This is a genomic window from Stenotrophomonas sp. BIGb0135, from assembly GCF_024810105.1.
GTDB classification, from domain to species: domain Bacteria; phylum Pseudomonadota; class Gammaproteobacteria; order Xanthomonadales; family Xanthomonadaceae; genus Stenotrophomonas; species Stenotrophomonas maltophilia_AB.
Window position 1 is genome coordinate 56,027 of the sequence record NZ_JANUDX010000012.1, and the last position, 20,795, is coordinate 76,821.

Consider the following 20,795-nt stretch of genomic DNA (forward strand, 5'->3'; position numbering starts at 1 on the left):
GCTCAGCCGGCCTTGCCGGCGAGCAGTTGCTGCAGTTCGTCGAGCGACTCGTCCAGATCTTTCCAGCGACGGTCGAGCTTCTTTTCCTTGGTGTCGCTGGCTTCGATCAGCAGCGCCACCTGTTTCATCATCAGCTTGCCGCTGCCGCACTCCGGGCGCGGACCGCTGAAACGCTGCCCATCCACCTGGAAGGACAGCACCTCACCGTCCAGCGCCGCGGCCTTGCGGTCGGCCGGCACGGCCGCATCGAGTGCGGCCTGCCAGCTGCGCAGCAGGCGCTGCGCCAATGCGGCCGGAATGCTCACCTGGTACTGGTCCGGCTCCTGCGCCACGCGCAGTTCCAGGCCACCGCCACGGGCGTTGCTGCTCCAGTTGTAGACGCGCTTGTCGGCACGGCTGTAACGCAGCGTCCATTCCTGTTCCTGGGTGCCCGGCAGCAGCGCCACACCGGTCTCGACCCCGCTCTTGGGCAGGGTGACCAGCGACAACGCCGGCTGCGCCTTGCCCTCGAACAGGGTCTCCACCGCCTGGCCGTAGTTGCCCACCGCCGGCGGCCAGCCCCGTCCCAGGCCGGACGCGCATTCCGCCGCGCCCGCCTGCGACGCCGGCAGCACCGCCAGCATCAGCGCCCATGCCAGGCCATGCCTCACAGCAGGACGCGCCGCATGTCGGCCAGCACCTGCGAGAGGTAGGTGGTGAAGCGTGCGGCCAGCGCGCCGTCGATGACGCGGTGGTCGTAGCTCAGCGACAGCGGCAGCATCAGCTTCGGGGCGAATTCCTTGCCGTTCCAGACCGGCTGGATCGACGACTTGGACACGCCCAGGATGGCCACTTCCGGTGCATTGACGATCGGGGTGAACGCGGTGCCGCCGATGCCGCCCAGCGAGCTGATCGAGAAGCAGCCGCCGCTCATGTCGGCCGGGCCCAGCTTGCCGTCGCGCGCCTTCTTGGCCAGTTCGCCCGATTCCTGCGCGATCTGCACCACGCCCTTCTTGTCGACGTCGCGGATCACCGGGACCACCAGGCCGCTCGGCGTATCGGCGGCGAACCCGATGTTGAAGTACTTCTTCAGGGTGAGGTTCTCGCCGCTGGCATCCAGCGACGCGTTGAACTCCGGGAACTTCTTCAGCGCCGCGGCGCTGGCCTTGACCAGGAAGGCGAGCATGGTCAGCTTGATGCCGGCCTTCTCGTTTTCCTTGTTGAGCGCCACGCGCAGGGCCTCCAGCTCGGTGATGTCGGCCTGCTCGAACTGGGTGACGTGCGGGATCATGGCCCAGTTGCGGGCCAGGTTGGCGCCGGAGATCTTCTTGATCCGCGACAGCGGCTGGACCTCGACCTCACCGAACTTGCTGAAGTCCACCTTCGGCCAGGCCAGCAGGTTCAGGCCACCACCGGCGGCCACGCTGCCGCCCGTGGCGGCGCCACCGCCGGTCAGGGCCGACTTGACGAACTTCTGCACGTCGCCCTTGGTGATGCGGCCGCCCTTCTCGGTGCCGCTGAGCTGGTTGAGGTCCACGCCCAGCTCGCGGGCGAACACGCGCACCGCCGGGGAGGCATAGGGAACCTTCTGCGGCAGCACGCTGTCGGCGTTGAACTGCACCGGCGGGCTGCTCGGCGCGCCGGCCGACGGGGCAGCGGCGGCCGGGGCCGGCTGGGTCGGCTTGGCCGCGGCCTGCTCGATCTCGCGGGCGGCCAGCTTGTCCGGCTGGGCCGGGGCGGCGACCGGCTCGACCTTGGTCGCGGTCTCGGCCGCTTCGCTCTTGGCGGCCGGGGCCGGTGCGGCGGCAGCGGCCGGCTGGGCCTCGCCTTCGCTGACCTCGATCAGGGCCACGACCTTGCCCTCGGACAGGTTGTCGCCGATCTTGACCTTGATCTCCTTGACCACGCCAGCCACCGAGGACGGCACTTCCATCGTGGCCTTGTCCGATTCCAGCGTGACCAGGCCCTGGTCCTTCTTGACGGTGTCTCCAACGGCGACCAGCACCTCGATTACCGGGATATCGCTGTAGTCACCGATATCGGGGACACGTGCTTCCTTGATTTCGGCCATGGGGATAACTCCGGCAATCTGGTGTAGGGAATCGCCTATTGTAGGGCAGGAGGCGGCAGCGCCAACCGGCTGCGCGATTTTTTGCGGCGCCTGTCCCGGGACAAGCCGTTGCAGTGGCCTGGCTTGGCCGGCTTGCGCTTGGTACAGCGCAAAGCAGGATTTTCCAGTCGGTACCGTATTGTCCGCGGCACAGCGTGCCTGGCCGGCTCAGGCGAGCGCATCGGCCAGCGGCTGCCAGGCCGCCTGCAGACGGGGCAGCGGCCAGGCTGCGTTGGCCGGGCTGGTCGATGGCAGCGACCAGATCGCCAGTGCGGGGGTACGCGCCGGCAGTGCGGGCACGATGAAACGCAGGAACGCCTGGTAGGCGGCACTACCGTTGCAGGCCACCGCACGCAGCTGCGCCAGCGTCGGGATCACGGCATCCAGTGCATTGGGCACTTCACTGCCGCGCACGATCGCCGCATCCAGGCTGCCACGCCGCCGGCATTGCCCGATCACATCCCACACGCCGACCCCCGCTGCGTTCAACGCGCGCATGCGCGCGGCGTAGGGAAGCGTGGCGTCAACCGCGCACAACGCCTGCATCAACGGCCAGAAGCGATTGCGTGGATGGGCGTAATACTGCGCGGCCTGCAGCGATGCCAGGCCGGGCATCGAGCCGAGGACCAGCACCCGACACCCCGGCGTGAGCTGCGCGGGAAACCCGATGCAGGTTGTTTCTTCCATCACATCTCCACCAGGTGCATGAACATCGGCAAACGCCGTAATGCGCATGTTTGCAGGGATTTTCTGCTGTTCGCTGAACAGAACAAACCAAATTTTAACGCGCGTCGGATTCGATTCATGTTGCGGGGACTACGTTTGCCTCGCCCCGGAACCAACGGGGTCAAGAACAAAAAAAATTCTGAGGAGATTCCCCCATGCGCTCCATCCGCACTCTGACCCTGGCTACCCTGACTGCCCTGGCCTTCGCACCGGCCGCTTTCGCGCAGGATTCCACCACCGACACCGCCTCGGGCAAGCATTTTGCCGTGGTTGGCGGCGTCTCGCTGCTGCAGCCGAAGAACGATCCGCTCGACGGCGTGCGCAAGGTGGACGGCGGCCCGGCCCCGACCCTGAGCTTCAGCTACTACATCAACGACAACTGGGCAGTTGAGCTGTGGGGCGCGGCGGACAAGTTCGACCACCGCGTGCGTGGCACCGATGGCGCGCGCCTGGGCACGGTCGAGCAGCAGCCGATCGCGCTGAGCGGCCAGTACCACTTCGGCCAGGCCGACAACGTGTTCCGTCCGTTCGTGGGCGCCGGCTACTACGAGTCCAACTTCAGCAATGAAGACCTGGCCAGCGACATCGGCCACATCGGCCTGAAGACCGCCAAGGGCGCCATCGGCACCGTCGGCGTGGACATGAACATCAACAGCACCTGGTTCGCCCGCGCCGATGCCCGTTACATGCATTCGCGTCCGGAGCTGACCGTCAACGGCGACAAGACCGGCGACAAGGCCAAGCTGGATCCGTGGACCGTGGGCTTCGGCATCGGCGCCCGCTTCTAAGCGCCGTCCGCGTCACTGCTGTACCAACGGGCCCCTCGCGGGCCCGTTGTCGTTTTCAGGCCCGGTGCCGGTCGCGTGCTTTCATTCGGCCTTGCCCCGGGCCCGCCGATACTGCCTGCATCGCATCAGCGGGAATGGGGATGGAAGCAGCCGGAACGGAGCCGATGCTGGACGTGCTGGTGATCGGCGGCGGCATCAACGGCGCCGGCATCGCCCGGGACGCTGCCGGGCGCGGCTGGTCGGTGTGCCTGTGCGAACAGGACGACCTGGCCGCGCATACGTCCAGCGCCAGCACCAAGCTGATCCACGGCGGCCTGCGCTACCTGCAGTACGGCCAATTCGGCCTGGTCCGCAAGGCGCTGCGCGAGCGCAGCGTGCTGCAGCGGCTGGCCCCGCACCTGGTGGTGCCCACCGAGTTCGTGCTGCCGCAGGCCGCGCACCTGCGCCCGGGCTGGATGCTGCACGCCGGCCTCTGGCTGTACGACCACCTCGGCCATGCCGACCCGGCCTTCCCGCGTTCGCAGCGCCTGGACCTGCGCCGCGATCCACGCGGGGCGCTGCTGCACGCGGGCGTCCGCCGTGGTTTCAGCTATGCCGACGCGCGCGTGGACGATGCCCGCCTGGTGTTGCTCAATGTGCTGGACGCGCATGAGCGCGGCGCCCGGATCCGCGTGCGCACGCGCTGCGAACAGCTGATCCGCCATCGCGATCACTGGTGGGCGGTGCTGCGCGACGCCGATGGCAGCATCGTGCGCCTGCGCGCCCGCGCGGTGATCAATGCCACCGGCCCCTGGGCCGGCGACCTGCTCGAGCGTGCGGGCATGGATGCGCCGATCGGGCTGCGGCTGGTCCAGGGCAGCCACATCGTGGTGCCGCGCCTGTATGCCCACGACAGCGCCTACCTGCTGCAGCAGCCCGACCAGCGGATCGTGTTCGTGCTGCCCTTCGAGCAGGACTTCACCCTGATCGGCACCACCGACGTGGACTACGACGGTGACCCCGCCCGGGTACGGGCCAGCGACGACGAAGTGGAGTATCTGTGCGCGGCGGCCAACCGCTGGCTGCGCACGGCGGTACACGCCGGTGACGTTGTCTGGCGCTACAGCGGGGTACGCCCGCTGCTGGCCGACCACCACCATGACGCGGCCAAGGTCACCCGCGACTACCGCCTGCAGCTCGATGCCACCCAGGCGCCGCTGCTGAGCGTGCTGGGCGGCAAGCTGACCACGTACCGCACCCTCGCGGAAGAAGCGGTGGACCAGCTCGGCCCACTGCTGGGCCGTACCGAACCGGCCTGGACCGGCGCGGGGCCGGTGCTGCCGGGCGGCGACGGCGGCGATGCGCAGCACGTGCAGGAGCGCCTGCAGGCAGCCTACCCGCAGCAGCCCCCTGCCCTGCTGGCAACGCTGGCGCGCCGTTACGGCACCCGTGCGAGCGCCGTGCTGGGCGCAGCCAGCACGCCGACGCACCTGGGCACGCATTTCGGCGCCGGGCTGTACCAGCGCGAGGTGGACTACCTCGTCGCGCAGGAGTGGGTGCGCACGCCGGAGGACCTGCTGTGGCGTCGCACCCGCCTGGGGCTGCGCCTGGACCCGGCCCAGCGCGATACGCTGGCGCAGTACCTGCGGGACCGCGTGGCAGCGATCGCGTAGGCTGCGGCATCCCTTCGATTCGTTGCATGGAGCAAGGCATGGACAAGCAGTACGTGCTCGCCATCGACCAGGGCACGACCAGTTCCCGCGCGATCCTGTTCGACCGCGGCGGGCGCATGCTGGGCAGCGCGCAGCGCGAGTTCGCCCAGGTGTTCCCGCAGCCGGGCTGGGTCGAACATGACCCGCGCGAGATCCTCACCAGCGTCTATACCACCCTGACCGAGCTGCTCAACCGCGAGCAGGTCGATCCACGCCGGATCGCCGCGATCGGCATCACCAACCAGCGCGAGACCACCGTGGTCTGGGACAAGGCCACCGGCCAGCCGATCCACAATGCGATCGTCTGGCAGTCGCGGCAGAGCCATGCCATCTGCGAGCGGCTCAAGGCCGAGGGCCACGAGGCACTCATCCGTGCGCGCACTGGCCTGTTGATCGACGCGTATTTTTCCGCGACCAAGATCCGCTGGATCCTCGACCACGTGGACGGCGCGCAGGCCCGTGCCGAGCGCGGCGAGCTGCTGTTCGGCACGATCGACAGCTGGCTGGTATGGAACCTCAGCGGCGGCGCCGCGCACGTCACCGACTACAGCAATGCCGCGCGCACGCTGCTGTTCAACATCCATACGCTGGCCTGGGACGAGGAGCTGCTGCGACTGCTGGATATCCCGCGCGCGATGCTGCCGCAGGTGCGCAGTTCCAGCGAGGTGTATGCCCACACCCGGGCGCAGTTCTTCTTCGACCAGCAGATCCCGATCGCCGGCATCGCCGGCGACCAGCAGGCCGCGCTGTTCGGCCAGGCCTGCTTCGAGCCGGGCATGGCCAAGAACACCTACGGCACCGGCTGTTTCATGCTGATGAACACCGGCGACAAGGCGGTGGCCTCGCGCAACGGGTTGCTCACCACCCTGGCCTGGGGCATCGACGGCACCGTCGAGTACGCGCTGGAGGGCTCGATCTTCGTCGCCGGCTCGGTAGTGCAGTGGCTGCGCGACGGGTTGCGCATGTTCGGCGCGTCCAGCGAGTGCCAGGCCTATGCCGAGCGCGTGGCCGACACCGACGGGGTCTACCTGGTGCCGGCCTTCGTCGGGTTGGGGGCGCCTTACTGGCGCAGCGACGTGCGCGGGGCGATGTTCGGCCTGACCCGCGGCACCACCAAGGAGCACTTCATCCGCGCGGCGGTGGAGTCGATGGCTTACCAGACCCGCGACGTGCTGGCGGCGATGCAGGCCGATGCCGGTATCGAGCTGAAAGAGCTGCGCGCCGATGGCGGTGCGATCGGCAACGACTTCATGGCCCAGTTCCAGAGCGACATTCTGGGCGTGCCGGTGCTGCGCCCGCAGGTGGCCGAAACCACCGCGCTGGGGGCGGCCTACCTGGCCGGGCTGGCCACCGGGTTCTGGTCCAGCCGCGCGGAGATCGCCGAGCAGTGGGCGGTGGACCGGCGCTTCGTGCCGCAGATGGCCGTGGACCGCCGCGAGGCGCTGTATGCCGGCTGGCAGCAGGCGGTGGACGCGACGATGGGGTTCCGGGTGAGCTGACGTGGGCGGCCCGGCCCAGGGATCCCGGGCGGGGAGCGCATCCACGCATGGCGTGGATCTACGTCGGACTGCAGCATCCACGCATGGCGTGGATCTACATCGGATTGCAGCATCCGCGCAGGGCGTGGATCTACGCCGGATTGCAGCATCCACGCATGGCGTGGATCTACGCCGGATTGCAGCATCCACGCATGGCGTGGATCTACGCCGGATTGCAGCATCCACGCATGGCGTGGATCTACGTCGGATTGCAGCATCCACGCATGGCGTGGATCTACGTCGGATTGCAGCATCCACGCATGGCGTGGATCTACGCCGGATTGCAGCATCCACGCATGGCGTGGATCTACATCGGATTGCAGCATCCACGCAGGGCGTGGATGCGCGTCGGTTGCGGCGGTTGGCGTCGCTGTGAGGATCGGGGTGCCGATCAGAACGCCGGCAGCACCGCGCCCTTGTACTTCTCGGCGATGAAGGCCTTCACTTCCGGGCCGGTCAGGGCCTTGGCCAGCTTCTGCACGCGAGCATCGTCCTTGTTGTCCGGGCGCGCCACCAGGAAGTTCACGTACGGCGAATCCTTGCTTTCGATCGCCAGCGCGTCCTGGGTCGGGTTGAGCCCGGCATCCAGCGCGTAGTTGGTGTTGATCAGGGCCAGGTCGACCTGGTCGAGCACACGCGGCAGCATCGCCGAATCCAGCTCGCGGAACTTGAGCTGCTTGGGGTTGGCGATGATGTCGCGCTGGGTGGCCAGGGCGTTGCTCGGGTCCTTCAGCGTGATCACGCCGGCCTTGTGCAGCAGGATCAGCGCGCGGCTGTTGTTGCTGGGGTCGTTGGGGATCACCACGTCGGCGCCGACCGGGAGCTCATCGAGCGACTTGAAGCGGCGCGAGTACGCGCCGAAGGGTTCGATGTGCACGCCGATGACCTTGACGAGGTCGGTCTTGCGGTCGCGGTTGTAGGCGTCCAGGTACGGCTCGGTCTGGAAATAGTTCACGTCCACCTGCTTCTGCACCAGCTGGTCGTTGGGCTGCACGTAGTCGTTGAACACGCGCACGTCCAGCTCGAGCCCTTCCTTCTGCAGCAGCGGCTTGACCACCGCCAGGATCTCGGCGTGCGGCACGGCCGTGGCGGCCACGACCAGCTTCTGGGAATCGGCGTTGGGCTTGCCGCAGGCGGCCAGGGCCAGCGCGGCGGCAAGCAGCGGGAGCAGCAGGATCTTCTTCATGGGGGGCGGTATCCGGGGCAACGATAGCGCCCAACCATACCGTACGCCCCGTCCTTGCGGTATCCGGGGCCATATGACCGGCGGGCATGAGCCAGGCGCACGGGCCAGCGCGCGCCCCGCCGTTACTCGTAGTTGGTCAACGCCAGCGCCAGCAGCGCCTTGGCCTGTTCGCGCAGCATCACCGGCTCGATGATCTCCGCATCCGAGCCGTAGTGCAGCACGTCCATCAGCAGCTCGCGCGAGACGCTGTAAGGCACCTTCAACTCGTAGCGACCATCGGCCAGGAAGCGCCCCTGCTGCTTGGAATGCCAGTGTTCGTCGGCCACCCAGCGCGCGGCCTTGGCACTGAACACGATCGTGGCCCAGCCCTTGGGCGGGCCGGAGAAGATGCCGTAGCTGGCGCCCAGCTGTTCGTCCAGCTCGGTGTCGTCCACGTCGCGGGCCACGGTGTCCACCACCCGCGCCTTGTAGATGCGGTCCACCGCGAAGCTGCGCAGGCCCTCGCGCCCGTGGTCCCAGGCGTCGAGGTACCAGTTGTCGCGGTAGTGGGTCATGCGCTGCGGCGAGACCGTGCGCTTGGTCGCCTCATCGGTGGAGCGGGCGCGGTACTCGAAGGCCAGTTGCTTGCGCTCCAGCACCGCCGAGGCCACCGCACGGAAGCTGGCTTCGTCGAACTTGCGGCCGCGGTGCGGGATCACCCGGACCCGATCGACCGGCCAGGTGGAGACCCCGGCCTGGGCCGCGAGCAGACCTTCGATGCGCTGCTGCAGCGGCGCCAGCACCGAGGACAGCACGCCGCCGCCGGTCCGCGCCAGCAGATGCTGCGAGGCCAGCAGCGCATGCAGCTCTTCGGAGCTGAGCCACAGCCCGGGCAGTTCGAAGCGGTCGCTCTCGTCGTCCTGGTAGCGGAAGCCGGCCTCGCCGTCGCCCTCCACCGGCGCCATCAGCGCATCGCGCAGGAAGGCCAGGTCGCGGTAGACGGTGGCGCGGGAACACTCCAGTTTTTCCTGTAGGGTCGCCACCGTCACCGGATAGCGGGCGGACTTCAGCAGACGATGCAGGGCGTTGATGCGTTCATATCGGTCCATGACCCGATTATGTCCGAGTCGCCGCCGTTGTGGCGGCCCGGACCGCATCTTCGGCTATCGTGAAGGCCCGATTCCTGCCGTTGCCCCCTGTCATGCGCCTGTTGCCCGCCGCCCTCCTCCTGTCCGCGCTGTTGTCCGGCTGCGGTGGCAGCCCCGATCCGGCCGCTCCGGCCGCCGTGCCGGCCGCGCCGAGCGTGCCGGCCGCAGCCGACCCGGTGCAGGCAGTGCTTGCGGCCAGCCAGCGCTTCGGGCAGCTGCGCAGCTTCCACGCCAGCCTGCGCATGCAGGGCCCGCGTACGGTGGACACCACGATGGAGTTCGTCGCCCCGGACCGCTACCGGCTGCAGACCGACGATGGCCCGCAACTGATCATCGGCGACACCTTCTTCCTGCAGCGTGCCGGTGAAGTGCGTCAGGTGCCGGTCCCGCCCGGCCTGCTCGCGCAATGGCGCAGCCCGTTGCCGGCCGACCTGGCGGCAACCGATCTGACCGTGGACGACCTGGGCGCCGATACGATCGACGGCGTCGCCACGCGCAAGTATCGCGTGCGCCATGCCAATGCCGCGCCGGACGGCATGCTGTACTGGATCAACGCGCAGGGCCTGCCGGCGCAGATCGAACGCGAGGGCCAGACCCAGGGCCAGCGCTTCCGGATCACGCTGCGCTACACGCGGTTCAATGACCCGACGCTGCAGATCGCGCTACCCTGAACAGGGCTGTAGCCCGAACCCCTGCTAAAGCGCCACGCGCTGGCGGGAATCGCCGCCATATGCATCCAGTATCATCCCCCGTTGCATTTCCCCCACCGTTCGATCCGGAGAACCGTTGATGTCCCTGCGCGTCTCGTTGCTTGTTCCCCTGCTGCTGTGCGCCCCGGTGGCCTTCGCCCAGGACACCACCGACCCGGCCGCGATGACCTCGCCCTGGAGTGGCAGTGGTGGTGAGCTCGGCTTCGCCTCGGCCCGTGGCAACAGCAGTACCGAAAGCGCGAACGGTCGGCTGCGGCTGCGCTACACCGACGATGACTGGGTGCACAGCATGGACCTGTTCGGCCTGCGCTCGCGTTCGGACTACATCGAGACCAACGACGACGGCACCACCACCAAGCGCAGCAACACCACGGCCAACCGCTACACCGGCAGTGCCGGCAGCGCGCTGCAGCTGGGCGAGCACCGCCAGCTCACGGCCACGGTGCGTTACGAGCGCGATGACTTTGCCACCTACGACCGCCAGAGCTCGTTCGGTCTGGGTTACGGCACCCGGTTGGTGGAGGGCGACAAGTTCTACATGGACGCGCAGATCGGCCCCGGTGTGCGCCGCACGCACAACACCGAAGACGACTCGACCCGTACCGGCCTGATCGGCCGCGGCCTGTTCGACGTGAAGTATTCGCTTACCCCCAACACCGACCTGGTCAACACCCTGCTGGTGGAATCGGGCTCGTACAACACCTTCGGCCAGAACGACTTCGGCGTGTCGGTGAGCATGAACGAACACCTGGCGCTGAAGGCCGGCTGGCAGGCGCGTTACAACAGCGACGTGGCCGAAGACAAGCGCAAGACCGACACCCTGACCACGATGAACGTGGTGTACAAGTTCAAGTGAGGCCCGTGGGCGCACCCGCGCCCCGGCACCGTAGAGCCGACCGTTGGTCGGCTGAGCGACTCGGTTGAGCCGACCGTTGGTCGGCTGAGCGACCATTGCTCAGCTGAGCCACCGTTGCTCGACTGAGCGCGGAAACACCGGATACCGCGGCGCCCACGTCGCGTCGCCCCACCGCAGCATGCGCGGCAAGGCACTGCCGGCCGCCGGCCGGCACCCCCCTCAGGGGCGTCTCACACCGCGAGCAGTTCGCCCGCGCCGCCCTCCAGCAAGCCACGCGCCACCAACTGCCCCAGCGCGTCCGGATCGCTGCCCGGCCCGCGCGCTTCGGCGCGCACGGTACGGCCATCGGCCACGCCGCCGACCAGCCCCTGCAGGAACAGATCCTCGCCCTCCCACTGCGCCAGGCCCGCCACCGGCACATGGCAGCTGCCGTGCAGCGCGCGGTTCATCGCGCGCTCGGCCTCCACGCAGGCGCGGGTGCGGGGATCGTCCAGCGTTGCCAGCAGCGCCATCACCTGCGCGTCCTCGCCATTGCATTCCACCGTCACCGCGCCCTGCGCCGGTGCCGGCAGCCAGGCCGGTGCGGTCAGCCGTGACACGATCCGCTCGCCCAGGCCCAACCGCTCCAGCCCGGCCACGGCCAGCACGATCGCGTCGTAGCCGCCGTTGTCCAGCTTGGCCAGGCGGGTGTTGACGTTGCCGCGCAGGTCCAGCAGCTCCAGGTCCGGGCGCAGCGCGCGCAGCTGGGATTGGCGGCGCAGCGAGGAGGTACCCACGCGCGCGCCGATCGGCAATGCGTCCAGTGAGGCGTAAAGGTTGGAGATGAAGCCATCGGCCGGATCGTGCCGGGCCAGCATGGCCGGCAGCGCGAACGGCGCGTCAAGCTCCATCGGCACGTCCTTGAGCGAGTGCACCGCGCAGTCGGCGTCGCCCCGCAGCATCGCCAGCTCCAGCTCCTTCAGGAACAGGCCCTTGCCGCCGATCGCGGCCAGCGAGCGGTCCAGCACCTCGTCGCCGCGCGTGCTCATCGGCACCAGCACCACCTCCAGCCCCGGATGCGCCTGGCGCAGGCGGTCGGCGACGTGTTCGCTCTGCCAGAGGGCAAGCGGGCTCTTTCGGGTGGCGATGCGCAGGGTTGTCATGCCGCCATTTTACAGGTGCTTGAGGTCCTGCTTGATGCTGGCCACGCAGCGCCGGCTCACCTCCAGCGGCGCCTTGCCATGGCGCAGCACGGCCTGGACCTGGCCTGCGCCATTTCGTCGCAGCTCGATCAGCTCGTGGCGGGCGACCAGGCAGTTGCGGTGGATGCGCACGAAGCGGTTGCCGAATTCCTCTTCCAGCGACTTCAGCGATTCCTCGAGGAGGTCCTCGCCGCGCGCGTGGTGTACGACGACGTACTTCTCTTCGGCCTGCAGGTAGTGGATGTCTTCGATCGGGATCAGCCGCAGGCTGCCACGCAGGCGCGCGCACAGCAGGGTGCGCGCCTGCTGGCTGGGCGTGCTGGGCTGCCCGCTGCGGCCGGCCAGGAAGGTGCGGGCGCGTTCCAGCGCGGCGGCCAGGCGTTCGGGGCGCACCGGCTTCATCAGGTAATCGATCGCGGCGGCCTCGAAGGCCGACAACGCGTGCGCGTCGTAGGCGGTGCAGAACACCACCGCCGGGCGCGGGTCGAACGTGGCCAGGTGGCGTGCCGCTTCCAGCCCGTCCAGGCCCGGCATTGCGATGTCCAGCAGGACCAGGTCCGGCTGCAGCTCGGCGCAGGCATGCAGCGCCTGTTCGCCATTCTCGGCCTCGGCCACCACCTCGACCCCGGCGAGTTCGGCCAGCAGGCTGCGCAGGCGCTCGCGGGCGAGCGGCTCGTCATCGGCAATGACCACCTTCAAGGCTGTTTCCTCACGGCACCGGGACGGTGATGTCGCAGGCATAGTAGCCGTCGCTCCACGCCCCCGTCATCCGCGCGGCCGGGCCGAAGCGCCAGGCCAGGCGATGGGCGATGCTGCGCTGTGCGTGGCCGGCCCCGTGTGCCAGCGGCAAGGCACGCGCCTGCGGGTCCGGCGCCGGGTTGTGCACGCGGATATGCAGCTGGTTGCCCTGGCAGGCCAGCGCGATGACGATGGTGCCGCCCCCGGGCAGCCGCGAGATGCCGTGCAGCACCGCGTTTTCCACCAGCGGCTGCAGCACCAGGCGCGGCATCGGCAGCGCCCACGGCAGCGGTTCCTCGCGTTGCCACTGCACCTGCAGGCGCTCGCCCAGGCGCAGCGATTCGATGGACAGGTAGCGCTCGGCCAGTTCGCACTCGTCGCGGAGCGTGGAATCGCCCTCGCCGGCGCCCAGTGCGGCGCGGAACAGGTCGGACAGGTCCAGCACCGCGCGCTCGGCCACCACCGGGTCGCGGCGTACCAGGCTGGCGATGAGGTTCATGCTGTTGAACAGGAAGTGCGGCCGGATCCGCGCCTGCAGCGCATCTGCCTGGGCACGCGCATTGGCCACGGTCTGCGCGGTCCAGCGATCGCTGACGTAGAAGTAGCGCAACGCCAGCGCCACGATCAACGCGGTCATGGTGGCGCTGCCCAGGGTGAAGCGCCAGAACCCGACCTGTTTGGCGAAGCCGTCGGCCTGCAGCACCCCGTAAAGGCCGTGCACCACGCCGGCGCAGAGCGCAGCGATCAGCGCGGTCATCGCCACCGCCAGCAGGGTGCCGGCCAGCTCGGGCAGGCGCGACAACGCGCCACGCGCCAGGCAGAGGCAAATGGTCACCGCCAACGCCAGCCACAACGCGAAGCCGCTGGCCGAGAAGAAATCGGAGATCGACCAGTGCCGGCTGCCGTCCGGGGCCAGGGCGACCACGACCACCACCAGCTCGGCCAGGCCGAGCATCGCCGCCAGCCGCGGCAGGCGGCACAGCTCGGGCAACCAGGGTTGCTGGCGGGGGTCGTTCATGGCTCAGGCGGCCTGGAAGCGCCGGTCCAGCCAGTCGCCCAGGGCCTGCAGTTCTTCGCTGCAGACCTGGTGGGCCATCGGATAGGAATGCCACTCCACGGCGATGCCCAGGTCCTTGAGGGTCTGCGCGCTGTGCGCGCCGATCGCCTGCGGAATCACCGGGTCCTGGGTGCCGTGGGCCATGAACACCGGCGGCTGGATACCCTCGGGCGCACGCCGGGCCACGGCATTTTCCGGGTCCGGCAGGTAGGTCGACAGCGCGATCACCCCGGCCAGCGGACGGGTCCGGCGAAGCATGGCACTCAGGATCACCGCCCCGCCCTGCGAGAAACCGGCCAGCAGGATGCGCTCGGCCGGAATGCCGGCGGCGACCTGCTGCTCGATCAGCGCATCCAGCAGCTGCACCGAGGCGTCCACGCCGGCGGCATCGGCGCGCGAACGGAAGTCCATGCTGACGATGTCGTACCAGGCCCGCATCGGCAGGCCGTTGTTGATGGTGATCGGCTGCACCGGCGCATGCGGGAACACGAAGCGGATCGCCGGCCAGTGCGGGCGCAGCAGCTCGGGCACGATCGGGGCGAAGTCGTGGCCATCGGCGCCCAGGCCGTGCAGCCACAGCACCGCCCATTGCGGGTCGGTGCCGGTTTCATTGATGACGGTGTCCAGCATGTGCGGCTCCCCTACGGTCGAACCGCATTATGCCGGGTCGCCGCGGTGCCGGGTCAGCCCGGCGCCGTGTGCTCGGCCGCGGCCTTGCGCAGCTGCGCGGCGCGCACCAGCACGGGCGGCGGCGCGGTTTCCTCGGGAATTTCCATCAGCCGCAGGCGGTGCATCAGGGTGCCCGGTCCGCGGGCGGAGGTGAGCGCCACCACCGGGATGGCCAGCACCATGCCGATCACCACCGGGGCCATCCACGCCGCCAGCGACGGCGACACGGCATACGCCAGCGCGCCCATGAACAGCCCGAACACGCTCAAGCCACCATAGCCGCGGATCAAGGCCGGCCAGGAAATGCCACCGTCGTCGCGCTGCTGCGCATCCCAGCCCGAATCCTTGCCGGCCAGCACTTCGGCCACGCCGCGCGACTGCACGTACATCACCACCGGCGCCATCAGCGCGGCCAGCAGGGTTTCCAGCAGCATCGACAGCAGCGCGCGGATGCCACCGCCGCAGCCGCGCCGCTCGACCGGGTCGAGCAGCATCGCGATGTACCCCAGCACCTTGGGGGTCAGCAGCACCACCATGGTGATGGCGAACATGCGGATGACCTTTTCTTCGTCCTGGTGGCGCCAGTACAGGCTGGGCGAGAGATGCAGCACTTCGTTGAAATCGATGCCGCCCTGGAACAGCGGAATGGCGATGCCGACCAGCATCAGCATCCCCCACATCGGCGCGGTGAAGTAGTGGCCGATGCCGATCATCATGTGCATGCGGCTCACCCAGTGCAGGCCCTTGGACCGCACCACCTTGGCGTGCTGCAGGTTGCCCTGGCACCAGCGGCGATCACGCACCAGCATGTCGGTGAGGGTCGGCGGGCCTTCCTCGTAGCTGCCTTTCAGGTACGGCACCATGTGCGTGGCCCAGCCACCGCGGCGCATCAGCGCGGCCTCGACGAAATCGTGGCTGAGCACGTGGCCACCGAACGGCTGCTTGCCCGGCAGCGCGGGCAGGCCGGCGTTGTCGGCGAACGCCTGGGTGCGGATGATCGCGTTGTGGCCCCAGTAGTTGCTTTCCGCACCATGCCACCAGGCCACGCCGCGGCCGATCACCGGGCCATACACGCGGCCACCGAACTGCTGCATGCGGGCAAACAGCGTGCGCCCGCCGATCACCGCCGGCAGGGTCTGGATCAGGCCGACGTCCGGGTTGTGCTCCATGCCGGCGACCAGGCGCACGATGGTGTCGCCGGTCATCAGGCTGTCGGCATCCAGGATCAGCATCTGCGGATAACCGCCGCCCCAGCGCCGCACCCAGTCGGCGATGTTGCCGGCCTTGCGCCCGCTGTTGTCGCCACGACGCCGGTAGAACAGGCGTGCGTGCCCATCCACCGCGTCGCAGAGGTCGGCGAAGGCCTGTTCTTCGGCCGCACCGATATCCTCGCGCCGGGTGTCGCTGAGGACGAAGAAGTCGAACTTGTCCAGCTGGCCGGTCTCGGCCACGGACTCGTAGATGGCCTGCAGGCCGGCCAGCAGCCGGCGCGGGTCTTCGTTGTAGGTGGGCATCAGCAGCGCGGTGCGGGTGTGCACCACCGGCAGCGGCTGGTCGGGGTCGATGCCCAGCTTGTAGCCGCGATCGAACACCGCGGTGAGGAAGCCAGCCACCGCGCCGGCGAAGGAGAGCGCGATCCAGGCGAACAGCGCCACGAACAGCACCAGCAGGCAGGCCTCCAGCACGGTGACGCCGTTGACGGCCAGCACCTTCCACATCATCACCGTGGCCGCGATGGTCATCGCCGCGGTGCCACCGAGGATGTAGAAGCGGCGCAGCGCCATCAGCCGCGGCGCGGTGCGCTGGCGCGGCACCTGCAGGCGACCCTCGCGGAACGACTGCTCGGGCATGGCCATCGGCACCTCGGCGGGCAGGATGGCCTGGCCGGCATCGGGGAGGACGTTGACTGTCTGCACACTCATCGGCGATTACCCTGCGTGAGTGGTGCCATCCCGGGCTGGCCCGGCGCGGAGAGGGTCATCCAGATCCTGGCACGCCCAGCGGCGTGCGTGTGTCCTGCCTGCGCGGGGCCGTGGCCGGCACGCAGCTGTTGTCTGTCACTACCGGAACCCACGAACTCTCCAACGGATCTGAGGCGAAAAATGCGGCTCAGCATAGGGGGCCAAATGTAAGCCGGATGCGAAGGGGGCCCGCGTGATTTCTCCCCATTCAGCAAATCTGTGACGCGTGCCGCCTCAGGCGGGGTGCGGCAAAACGCCGCAGGCCTTGTGGCACGGGGCTTTCCCCATTCATGTTGAACGCAGGTCCGGTTCCGGGAGCCGCCCGGCCGGCCGTGGCGGCCGCCCCGTCCCGCAGGCACCGTCGGCAGCGCGATGCGCAGGCCGCGCGCAGGCCGGGCGATCGCGCCAACGTCGTCCCGGGATGCGTCAACCTGGGGTCACACGCGCCGCCGATGCAGCATCGCCGCCCCGCCTAGGCGTGGCAGCGACGTCATCGGTGCAGCGGGGTCTGCGGGGGACGCGTGCCTCAGGCCGGCGTGACGGCCACGGCGATATCGGCGTCCAGCAGCGGCTGGGTCAGCGCGCGCGAGCCGATCTGGGAAAACTGCAGGTGCGCCAGCAGATGCTGGGCCTGGGTGGCTTGCGGGCACGGTGCGATCCGCGGCCCTGCCGGCGGTCGCTCAGTGGTGATCACAACACTGGACATTGTCTGGTTATCTCGTTGCATTCCAATTCGCCGCGGGGCCCCCTGCCGCGCGGAATGCGAACCCTATATCAAAACGAAGGCCATTGTGTGACGGGGCCTGCATTGTGCCGGGGACCCTGCCCCAGGCGACAGAAAACTGGCGGCTACGCATAGGCAGCGGCTATCATGTAAACGTTTACAACCCAACCAAGACGGATATGGATTCCACTTCTACCTCCCAGTTCAGCCCCAAGTGGCAGTTCCGCTTCAACTTCTTCGACACCTACGGCGCGCCGAATACCCCGGCGTTCAAGGCGGCCTACAAGGCGCTGCCGTTCGGCCAGAAGATCAAGGTGAACTTCAACTTCTTCGCGCTGTTTTTCAGCTGGATCTACCTGTTCATCCTGGGCATGTGGCGCAAGGCACTGACCATCCTGGGCATCACCATCGTGCTGATGATCCTGGTGTCGTTCATGCCGGCCGTCGTCGGCCGCGGCGTCGGCATCGGCTGGTCGCTGCTCGTCGCGCTGACCACCAATTACGCCTATTACCTGGAGAAGGTGAAGGGCGACACCGGCTGGAACCCCTTTGCCGGCATGCGCTGGTAAGCGCTACCTTGCGTGGGTGATGTTGATACAGGGCCCGGTCGAAAGACCGGGCTTTTTTTTGTGCGGTTCGCGTCAGCGGCGACGCGGGTCGATGACCACCTCGCCGTCTTCCTTGACGAAAGGCGTCTGCAGCACCGGCAGGATCTCAAGCACCCGCTCCGAGGGTCGCGCCAGGCGCACGCCCAGCGCGGTCTGCACGAAGGGGCGATTGATCAGGATCGGATGCCGCTGCATCGCGTCGAGCAGTGTGTCCTCGCCCAACCGTGGATCGCCCAGGCCAAGCTCGGCATACGGCGTACCCTTTTCCCGCAGTGCATCGCGTACGCACAGGCCGGCGCCGGCGATCAGTTCCCGCAGCCGCGTACGGTCCGGTGGTGCCTGCAGATACTCGATGACCTGCGCCTCGACCCCGGCATGGCGCAGCAACGCCAGGACATTGCGCGAGGTCGCGCAGGCCGGATTGTGGTAGATCACCGCTTTCATGCGCGCATCTCCTGCGTCGGCACGCTACCACCCTCGCGTAGGCTGCCCTCGCCGAGGGGCAGCCAGTCGACCTGGTTCTTGAACACGGCGCTGGGGCTGCCGTGCCGCTCGGGCCTGATCCAGGCCTGGCCCCCGGACCACGCCGGCCACGCGCGCAGTTGCTGGACCTTGGGATGGTCCGGGCCCTCCGAGCCGGCCATCGGCAAGCCGTGCGGGTTGAACAGGCGCACCTCCGCCCCGTAGTGCAGCGGCAGGCGCTCCCCCTCGGAGGCCAACGCCGGGCTATACGACTGGGGCTGCAGGGAGCCATACAGGATGAGGATCTTCGGCCGGTGGTGGCCGATCTGGCCTGCCAGGCGGGCCGGGTCAGGGATATCGGCGGCTTCGACGATCAGGTCGGGCAAGGAGGCCACGGATTGCTCCACACGTCATTGTTCGACTATTCTAGAAACATGGAACACAAAACCGCAACCCATGCGCTGGCCGCGCTCGGCCATGCCACCCGCCTGAGCGTCTTCCGCCTGCTCGTGCAGGCCGGGCACGGCGGCCGCCTCGCCGGTGAAATCGCGGCAGACCTTGGTCTGCCGGGCGCCACCCTGTCCTTCCATCTCAAGGAGCTGGCGGCGGCCGGTCTGGTCAGCGCCGAAGCACGAGGCCGCAGCATCTGCTATCGCGCCGACTTCAAGGCGATGGACAGCCTGGTCGGATACCTCACCGAGAACTGCTGCGCCGGCGATGCCAGCTGCGCGCCAGCCTCCCGCTGCGGTCCAGCGCAGTGACATCGCCTGGCGTTCCGCGGCTGGCGTTCCTCGACCGCTGGCTGACCGTGTGGATCTTCGCCGCCATGGCGCTGGGCCTGGGTCTTGGGACGGTGTTCGATGGCCTGCCTTTGGCGCTGGACACCTTGACGCTGGGGGGAACGAACGTGCCCATTGCCCTGGGGCTGATCCTGATGATGTACCCGCCCCTGGCCAAGGTGGATTACACCGCGTTGCCGGCAGTCTTCGCAGACAAGCGCGTGCTGGCGGTCTCGCTCGTGCAGAACTGGGTGGTGGGGCCGCTGCTGATGTTCGTGCTGGCCGCCGTGTTCCTGCACGACCATCCCGACTACATGACGGGCGTGATACTGATCGGATTGGCGCGCTGCATCGCCATGGTGCTGGTGTGGAATCAGCTGGCCGGCGGAGACAACCAGTACGTGGCGGGACTGGTGGCGTTCAACGCGCTCTTCCAGATCGCGTTCTTCAGCGCGTACGCCTGGTTCTTCCTGCGCGTGCTGCCATCCTGGGTCGGGCTGCAGGGCAGCGTGGTGCACATCAGCACGTGGTCCATGGCCGGCGCCGTGCTGTTCTATCTGGGCGTGCCGTTCGCGGCAGGCTGGCTCACCCGGCATGTGCTGCTGCGCCGGCGCGGGGCGCAGTGGTACGCAACGCGTTTCCTGCCGGCCATCAGCCCGATCACGCTGCTGGCATTGCTGTTCACCATCGTGGCCATGTTCAGCCTGAAAGGCAGTGAGGTGCTGCGCCTGCCGTTCGATGCACTGAGTATCGCCCTTCCGCTGACGATCTACTTTGTCGTGCAGTTCCTTGTCAGCTTTGCGATGGGCCGCTGGGTGGCTCGCGATTATCCCCGCAGTACCGCAATCGCCTTCACTGCGGCAGGCAACAACTTCGAACTGGCCATCGCCGTCGCCATCGCCAGCTTCGGTCTGGCGTCGCCGGTAGCGTTCGCCGCAGTGATTGGGCCGCTGGTCGAGGTACCGGTGCTGATCCTGCTCGTGCACGTGGCAGTGCGTCTACGCCGTCGTGGCCGTGCGGCTGGAAGCGTACAGGCCACGCCTGCCGCGTCGCAGCGCCCGGCGCCCTGATCCTCACCGGCCCTTTCCCTGCCTCCGATCACGCTGCCGGCGACCGCCTTCCGGAGCCGCACATGTCCAATGCATCCACCCCCGACCGCCTCGAACGGGCCGCCCGCTGGCTTGGCCGCCAGAGCCATGACCTGGATGCCGTCGCGCGCCGCGTGATCGGGCGGCGTGCGGTCATCGACGACCCCAACCGCCGCCTGGAAGAACAATCCACCTTTGGCGAGCGGCTGGCCGACCGGGTGGCCAGCTTCGGCGGCTCGTGGACATTCATCCTGCTGTTTGCCGCCGCGCTACTGGTGTGGGTCGTCCTCAACACCGAGATCCTGGGCCGGACGGCGTTCGATCCCTACCCCTACATCTTCCTCAACCTCATGCTGTCGATGCTGGCCGCGATCCAGGCGCCGGTGATCATGATGAGCCAGAACCGGCAGGCGATGAAGGACCGGCAGATGGCCAGCTACGACTATGAAGTGAACCTCAAGGCCGAACTGGAAATCATGTCGCTGCACGAGAAAGTGGACACGGTGAGCCACGAAACGCTGCTGCAGATCCTGCAACAGCAGCAACGCCAGATCGACCTGCTGAGCGAGCTGGTGGCACGCGGCAGCACCCCGCCCGCGCCTTGAGCGAAGCGCGTGCCAACCCCGGCGCCACGCAGGACGTCGTCGTCCGCGGCGGCGACCAGGCGGCGCTGGCCGTAACGTCCTTCCTGCACGGCGACCGCCTCACGACGTGCCGGTGGGTGATCCGCGAAACAGTGAGGCCGTGCCCGGCCGCGCTGGCATCGGGTGATAGCATGCGCGGTCTTCGTCGTTCGCCCAACGCCCGGACACCGCCC

The 20,795-nt window shown here is 68.4% G+C and carries 22 protein-coding genes; 9 read left to right on the forward strand and 13 right to left on the reverse strand.

What is annotated here, in order from left to right; genetic code table 11:
- Nucleotides 1-2: 2 nt before the first annotated feature.
- The 3 genes from M2421_RS18760 to M2421_RS18770 form a co-directional block, all read right to left on the reverse strand.
- Complete coding sequence (locus M2421_RS18760; protein WP_259209840.1) at nucleotides 3-623, reverse strand: hypothetical protein; 621 nt, start codon at nucleotides 621-623, stop codon at nucleotides 3-5.
- 23 nt (nucleotides 624-646) lie between these two features.
- Nucleotides 647-2,050: a dihydrolipoyllysine-residue acetyltransferase gene (aceF, locus tag M2421_RS18765; protein ID WP_259209698.1), complete on the reverse strand. Its 1,404-nt coding sequence runs from the start codon at nucleotides 2,048-2,050 to the stop codon at nucleotides 647-649.
- A 207-nt stretch (nucleotides 2,051-2,257) separates the two neighbouring features.
- Nucleotides 2,258-2,776: a DNA-deoxyinosine glycosylase gene (locus M2421_RS18770; RefSeq protein WP_259209700.1), complete on the reverse strand. Its 519-nt coding sequence runs from the start codon at nucleotides 2,774-2,776 to the stop codon at nucleotides 2,258-2,260.
- A gap of 194 nt (nucleotides 2,777-2,970) precedes the next feature.
- Between M2421_RS18770 and M2421_RS18775 the strand changes: the two genes are divergently transcribed.
- From M2421_RS18775 to glpK, 3 genes are all read left to right on the forward strand, one after another.
- The gene (locus M2421_RS18775) at nucleotides 2,971-3,603 is read left to right on the forward strand and encodes an OmpW family outer membrane protein (protein ID WP_259209702.1); all 633 of its coding nucleotides are present in this window, start codon (nucleotides 2,971-2,973) and stop codon (nucleotides 3,601-3,603) included.
- A 140-nt stretch (nucleotides 3,604-3,743) separates the two neighbouring features.
- Nucleotides 3,744-5,255 (forward strand): glycerol-3-phosphate dehydrogenase, encoded by a 1,512-nt coding sequence (gene glpD / locus M2421_RS18780; protein ID WP_259209705.1) that lies wholly within the window; start codon nucleotides 3,744-3,746, stop codon nucleotides 5,253-5,255.
- 38 nt (nucleotides 5,256-5,293) lie between these two features.
- A complete protein-coding gene (glpK, locus tag M2421_RS18785) occupies nucleotides 5,294-6,793 on the forward strand; it encodes a glycerol kinase GlpK (RefSeq protein WP_259209708.1) in 1,500 nt (499 codons plus the stop codon).
- A gap of 430 nt (nucleotides 6,794-7,223) precedes the next feature.
- Here the strand turns inward: glpK and M2421_RS18790 are convergent, their stop codons facing one another.
- Both M2421_RS18790 and M2421_RS18795 read right to left on the reverse strand, forming a co-directional pair.
- The gene (locus M2421_RS18790; protein ID WP_259209711.1) at nucleotides 7,224-8,018 is read right to left on the reverse strand and encodes a MetQ/NlpA family ABC transporter substrate-binding protein; all 795 of its coding nucleotides are present in this window, start codon (nucleotides 8,016-8,018) and stop codon (nucleotides 7,224-7,226) included.
- A 122-nt stretch (nucleotides 8,019-8,140) separates the two neighbouring features.
- Nucleotides 8,141-9,106, reverse strand: coding sequence for a YafY family protein (locus M2421_RS18795; RefSeq protein ID WP_259209716.1), 966 nt, complete (start codon nucleotides 9,104-9,106; stop codon nucleotides 8,141-8,143).
- A 92-nt stretch (nucleotides 9,107-9,198) separates the two neighbouring features.
- On the opposite strand from M2421_RS18795, the gene M2421_RS18800 reads away from it, so the two are divergent.
- Together M2421_RS18800 and M2421_RS18805 are read left to right on the forward strand one after the other, a co-directional pair.
- Entirely contained in the window at nucleotides 9,199-9,816 is a 618-nt protein-coding gene (locus M2421_RS18800; protein ID WP_259209718.1) for a hypothetical protein, read from the forward strand.
- Nucleotides 9,817-9,934: 118 nt separating this feature from the next.
- Nucleotides 9,935-10,711: a DUF481 domain-containing protein gene (locus tag M2421_RS18805; RefSeq protein ID WP_259209720.1), complete on the forward strand. Its 777-nt coding sequence runs from the start codon at nucleotides 9,935-9,937 to the stop codon at nucleotides 10,709-10,711.
- A gap of 230 nt (nucleotides 10,712-10,941) precedes the next feature.
- Here the strand turns inward: M2421_RS18805 and hemC are convergent, their stop codons facing one another.
- The 6 genes from hemC to M2421_RS18835 form a co-directional block, all read right to left on the reverse strand.
- Nucleotides 10,942-11,853 carry a hydroxymethylbilane synthase gene (gene hemC, locus M2421_RS18810; protein ID WP_259209722.1) on the reverse strand — a complete coding sequence of 304 codons (912 nt, stop codon included), beginning with the start codon at nucleotides 11,851-11,853 and terminating at the stop codon, nucleotides 10,942-10,944.
- A gap of 9 nt (nucleotides 11,854-11,862) precedes the next feature.
- On the reverse strand, nucleotides 11,863-12,591 hold the full coding sequence (locus tag M2421_RS18815; RefSeq protein WP_259209727.1) for a LytTR family DNA-binding domain-containing protein: 729 nt from the start codon (nucleotides 12,589-12,591) through the stop codon (nucleotides 11,863-11,865).
- Between the two features lie 10 nt (nucleotides 12,592-12,601).
- Entirely contained in the window at nucleotides 12,602-13,648 is a 1,047-nt protein-coding gene (locus M2421_RS18820) for a sensor histidine kinase (RefSeq protein WP_259209728.1), read from the reverse strand.
- Nucleotides 13,649-13,651: 3 nt separating this feature from the next.
- Nucleotides 13,652-14,317 (reverse strand): alpha/beta hydrolase, encoded by a 666-nt coding sequence (locus tag M2421_RS18825; RefSeq protein ID WP_259209730.1) that lies wholly within the window; start codon nucleotides 14,315-14,317, stop codon nucleotides 13,652-13,654.
- 53 nt (nucleotides 14,318-14,370) lie between these two features.
- Complete coding sequence (mdoH, locus tag M2421_RS18830; RefSeq protein WP_259209732.1) at nucleotides 14,371-16,278, reverse strand: glucans biosynthesis glucosyltransferase MdoH; 1,908 nt, start codon at nucleotides 16,276-16,278, stop codon at nucleotides 14,371-14,373.
- Between the two features lie 565 nt (nucleotides 16,279-16,843).
- Nucleotides 16,844-17,023 carry a hypothetical protein gene (locus M2421_RS18835; protein ID WP_259209734.1) on the reverse strand — a complete coding sequence of 60 codons (180 nt, stop codon included), beginning with the start codon at nucleotides 17,021-17,023 and terminating at the stop codon, nucleotides 16,844-16,846.
- Between the two features lie 197 nt (nucleotides 17,024-17,220).
- Here M2421_RS18835 and M2421_RS18840 point away from each other — a divergent pair, with 197 nt between their 5' ends.
- On the forward strand, nucleotides 17,221-17,610 hold the full coding sequence (locus tag M2421_RS18840; protein WP_259209737.1) for a DUF2628 domain-containing protein: 390 nt from the start codon (nucleotides 17,221-17,223) through the stop codon (nucleotides 17,608-17,610).
- Between the two features lie 72 nt (nucleotides 17,611-17,682).
- On the opposite strand, the gene arsC is transcribed toward M2421_RS18840, so the two are convergent.
- Complete coding sequence (gene arsC / locus M2421_RS18845; RefSeq protein ID WP_259209740.1) at nucleotides 17,683-18,093, reverse strand: arsenate reductase (glutaredoxin); 411 nt, start codon at nucleotides 18,091-18,093, stop codon at nucleotides 17,683-17,685.
- The gene (locus M2421_RS18850) at nucleotides 18,090-18,506 is read right to left on the reverse strand and encodes an NAD(P)H-dependent oxidoreductase (protein ID WP_310440328.1); all 417 of its coding nucleotides are present in this window, start codon (nucleotides 18,504-18,506) and stop codon (nucleotides 18,090-18,092) included. The genes arsC and M2421_RS18850 overlap by 4 nt, the downstream gene beginning before the upstream one ends.
- Before the next feature lie 39 nt (nucleotides 18,507-18,545).
- Between M2421_RS18850 and M2421_RS18855 the strand changes: the two genes are divergently transcribed.
- From M2421_RS18855 to M2421_RS18865, 3 genes are all read left to right on the forward strand, one after another.
- The gene (locus tag M2421_RS18855; protein WP_259209842.1) at nucleotides 18,546-18,872 is read left to right on the forward strand and encodes a metalloregulator ArsR/SmtB family transcription factor; all 327 of its coding nucleotides are present in this window, start codon (nucleotides 18,546-18,548) and stop codon (nucleotides 18,870-18,872) included.
- Nucleotides 18,869-19,960, forward strand: a complete 1,092-nt coding sequence (gene arsB, locus M2421_RS18860) for an ACR3 family arsenite efflux transporter (RefSeq protein ID WP_259209742.1) — start codon at nucleotides 18,869-18,871, stop codon at nucleotides 19,958-19,960. Before M2421_RS18855 ends, arsB begins: the two co-directional genes overlap by 4 nt.
- Nucleotides 19,961-20,022: 62 nt before the next feature.
- Nucleotides 20,023-20,583, forward strand: coding sequence for a DUF1003 domain-containing protein (locus M2421_RS18865; RefSeq protein ID WP_259209743.1), 561 nt, complete (start codon nucleotides 20,023-20,025; stop codon nucleotides 20,581-20,583).
- Nucleotides 20,584-20,795: the final 212 nt, after the last annotated feature.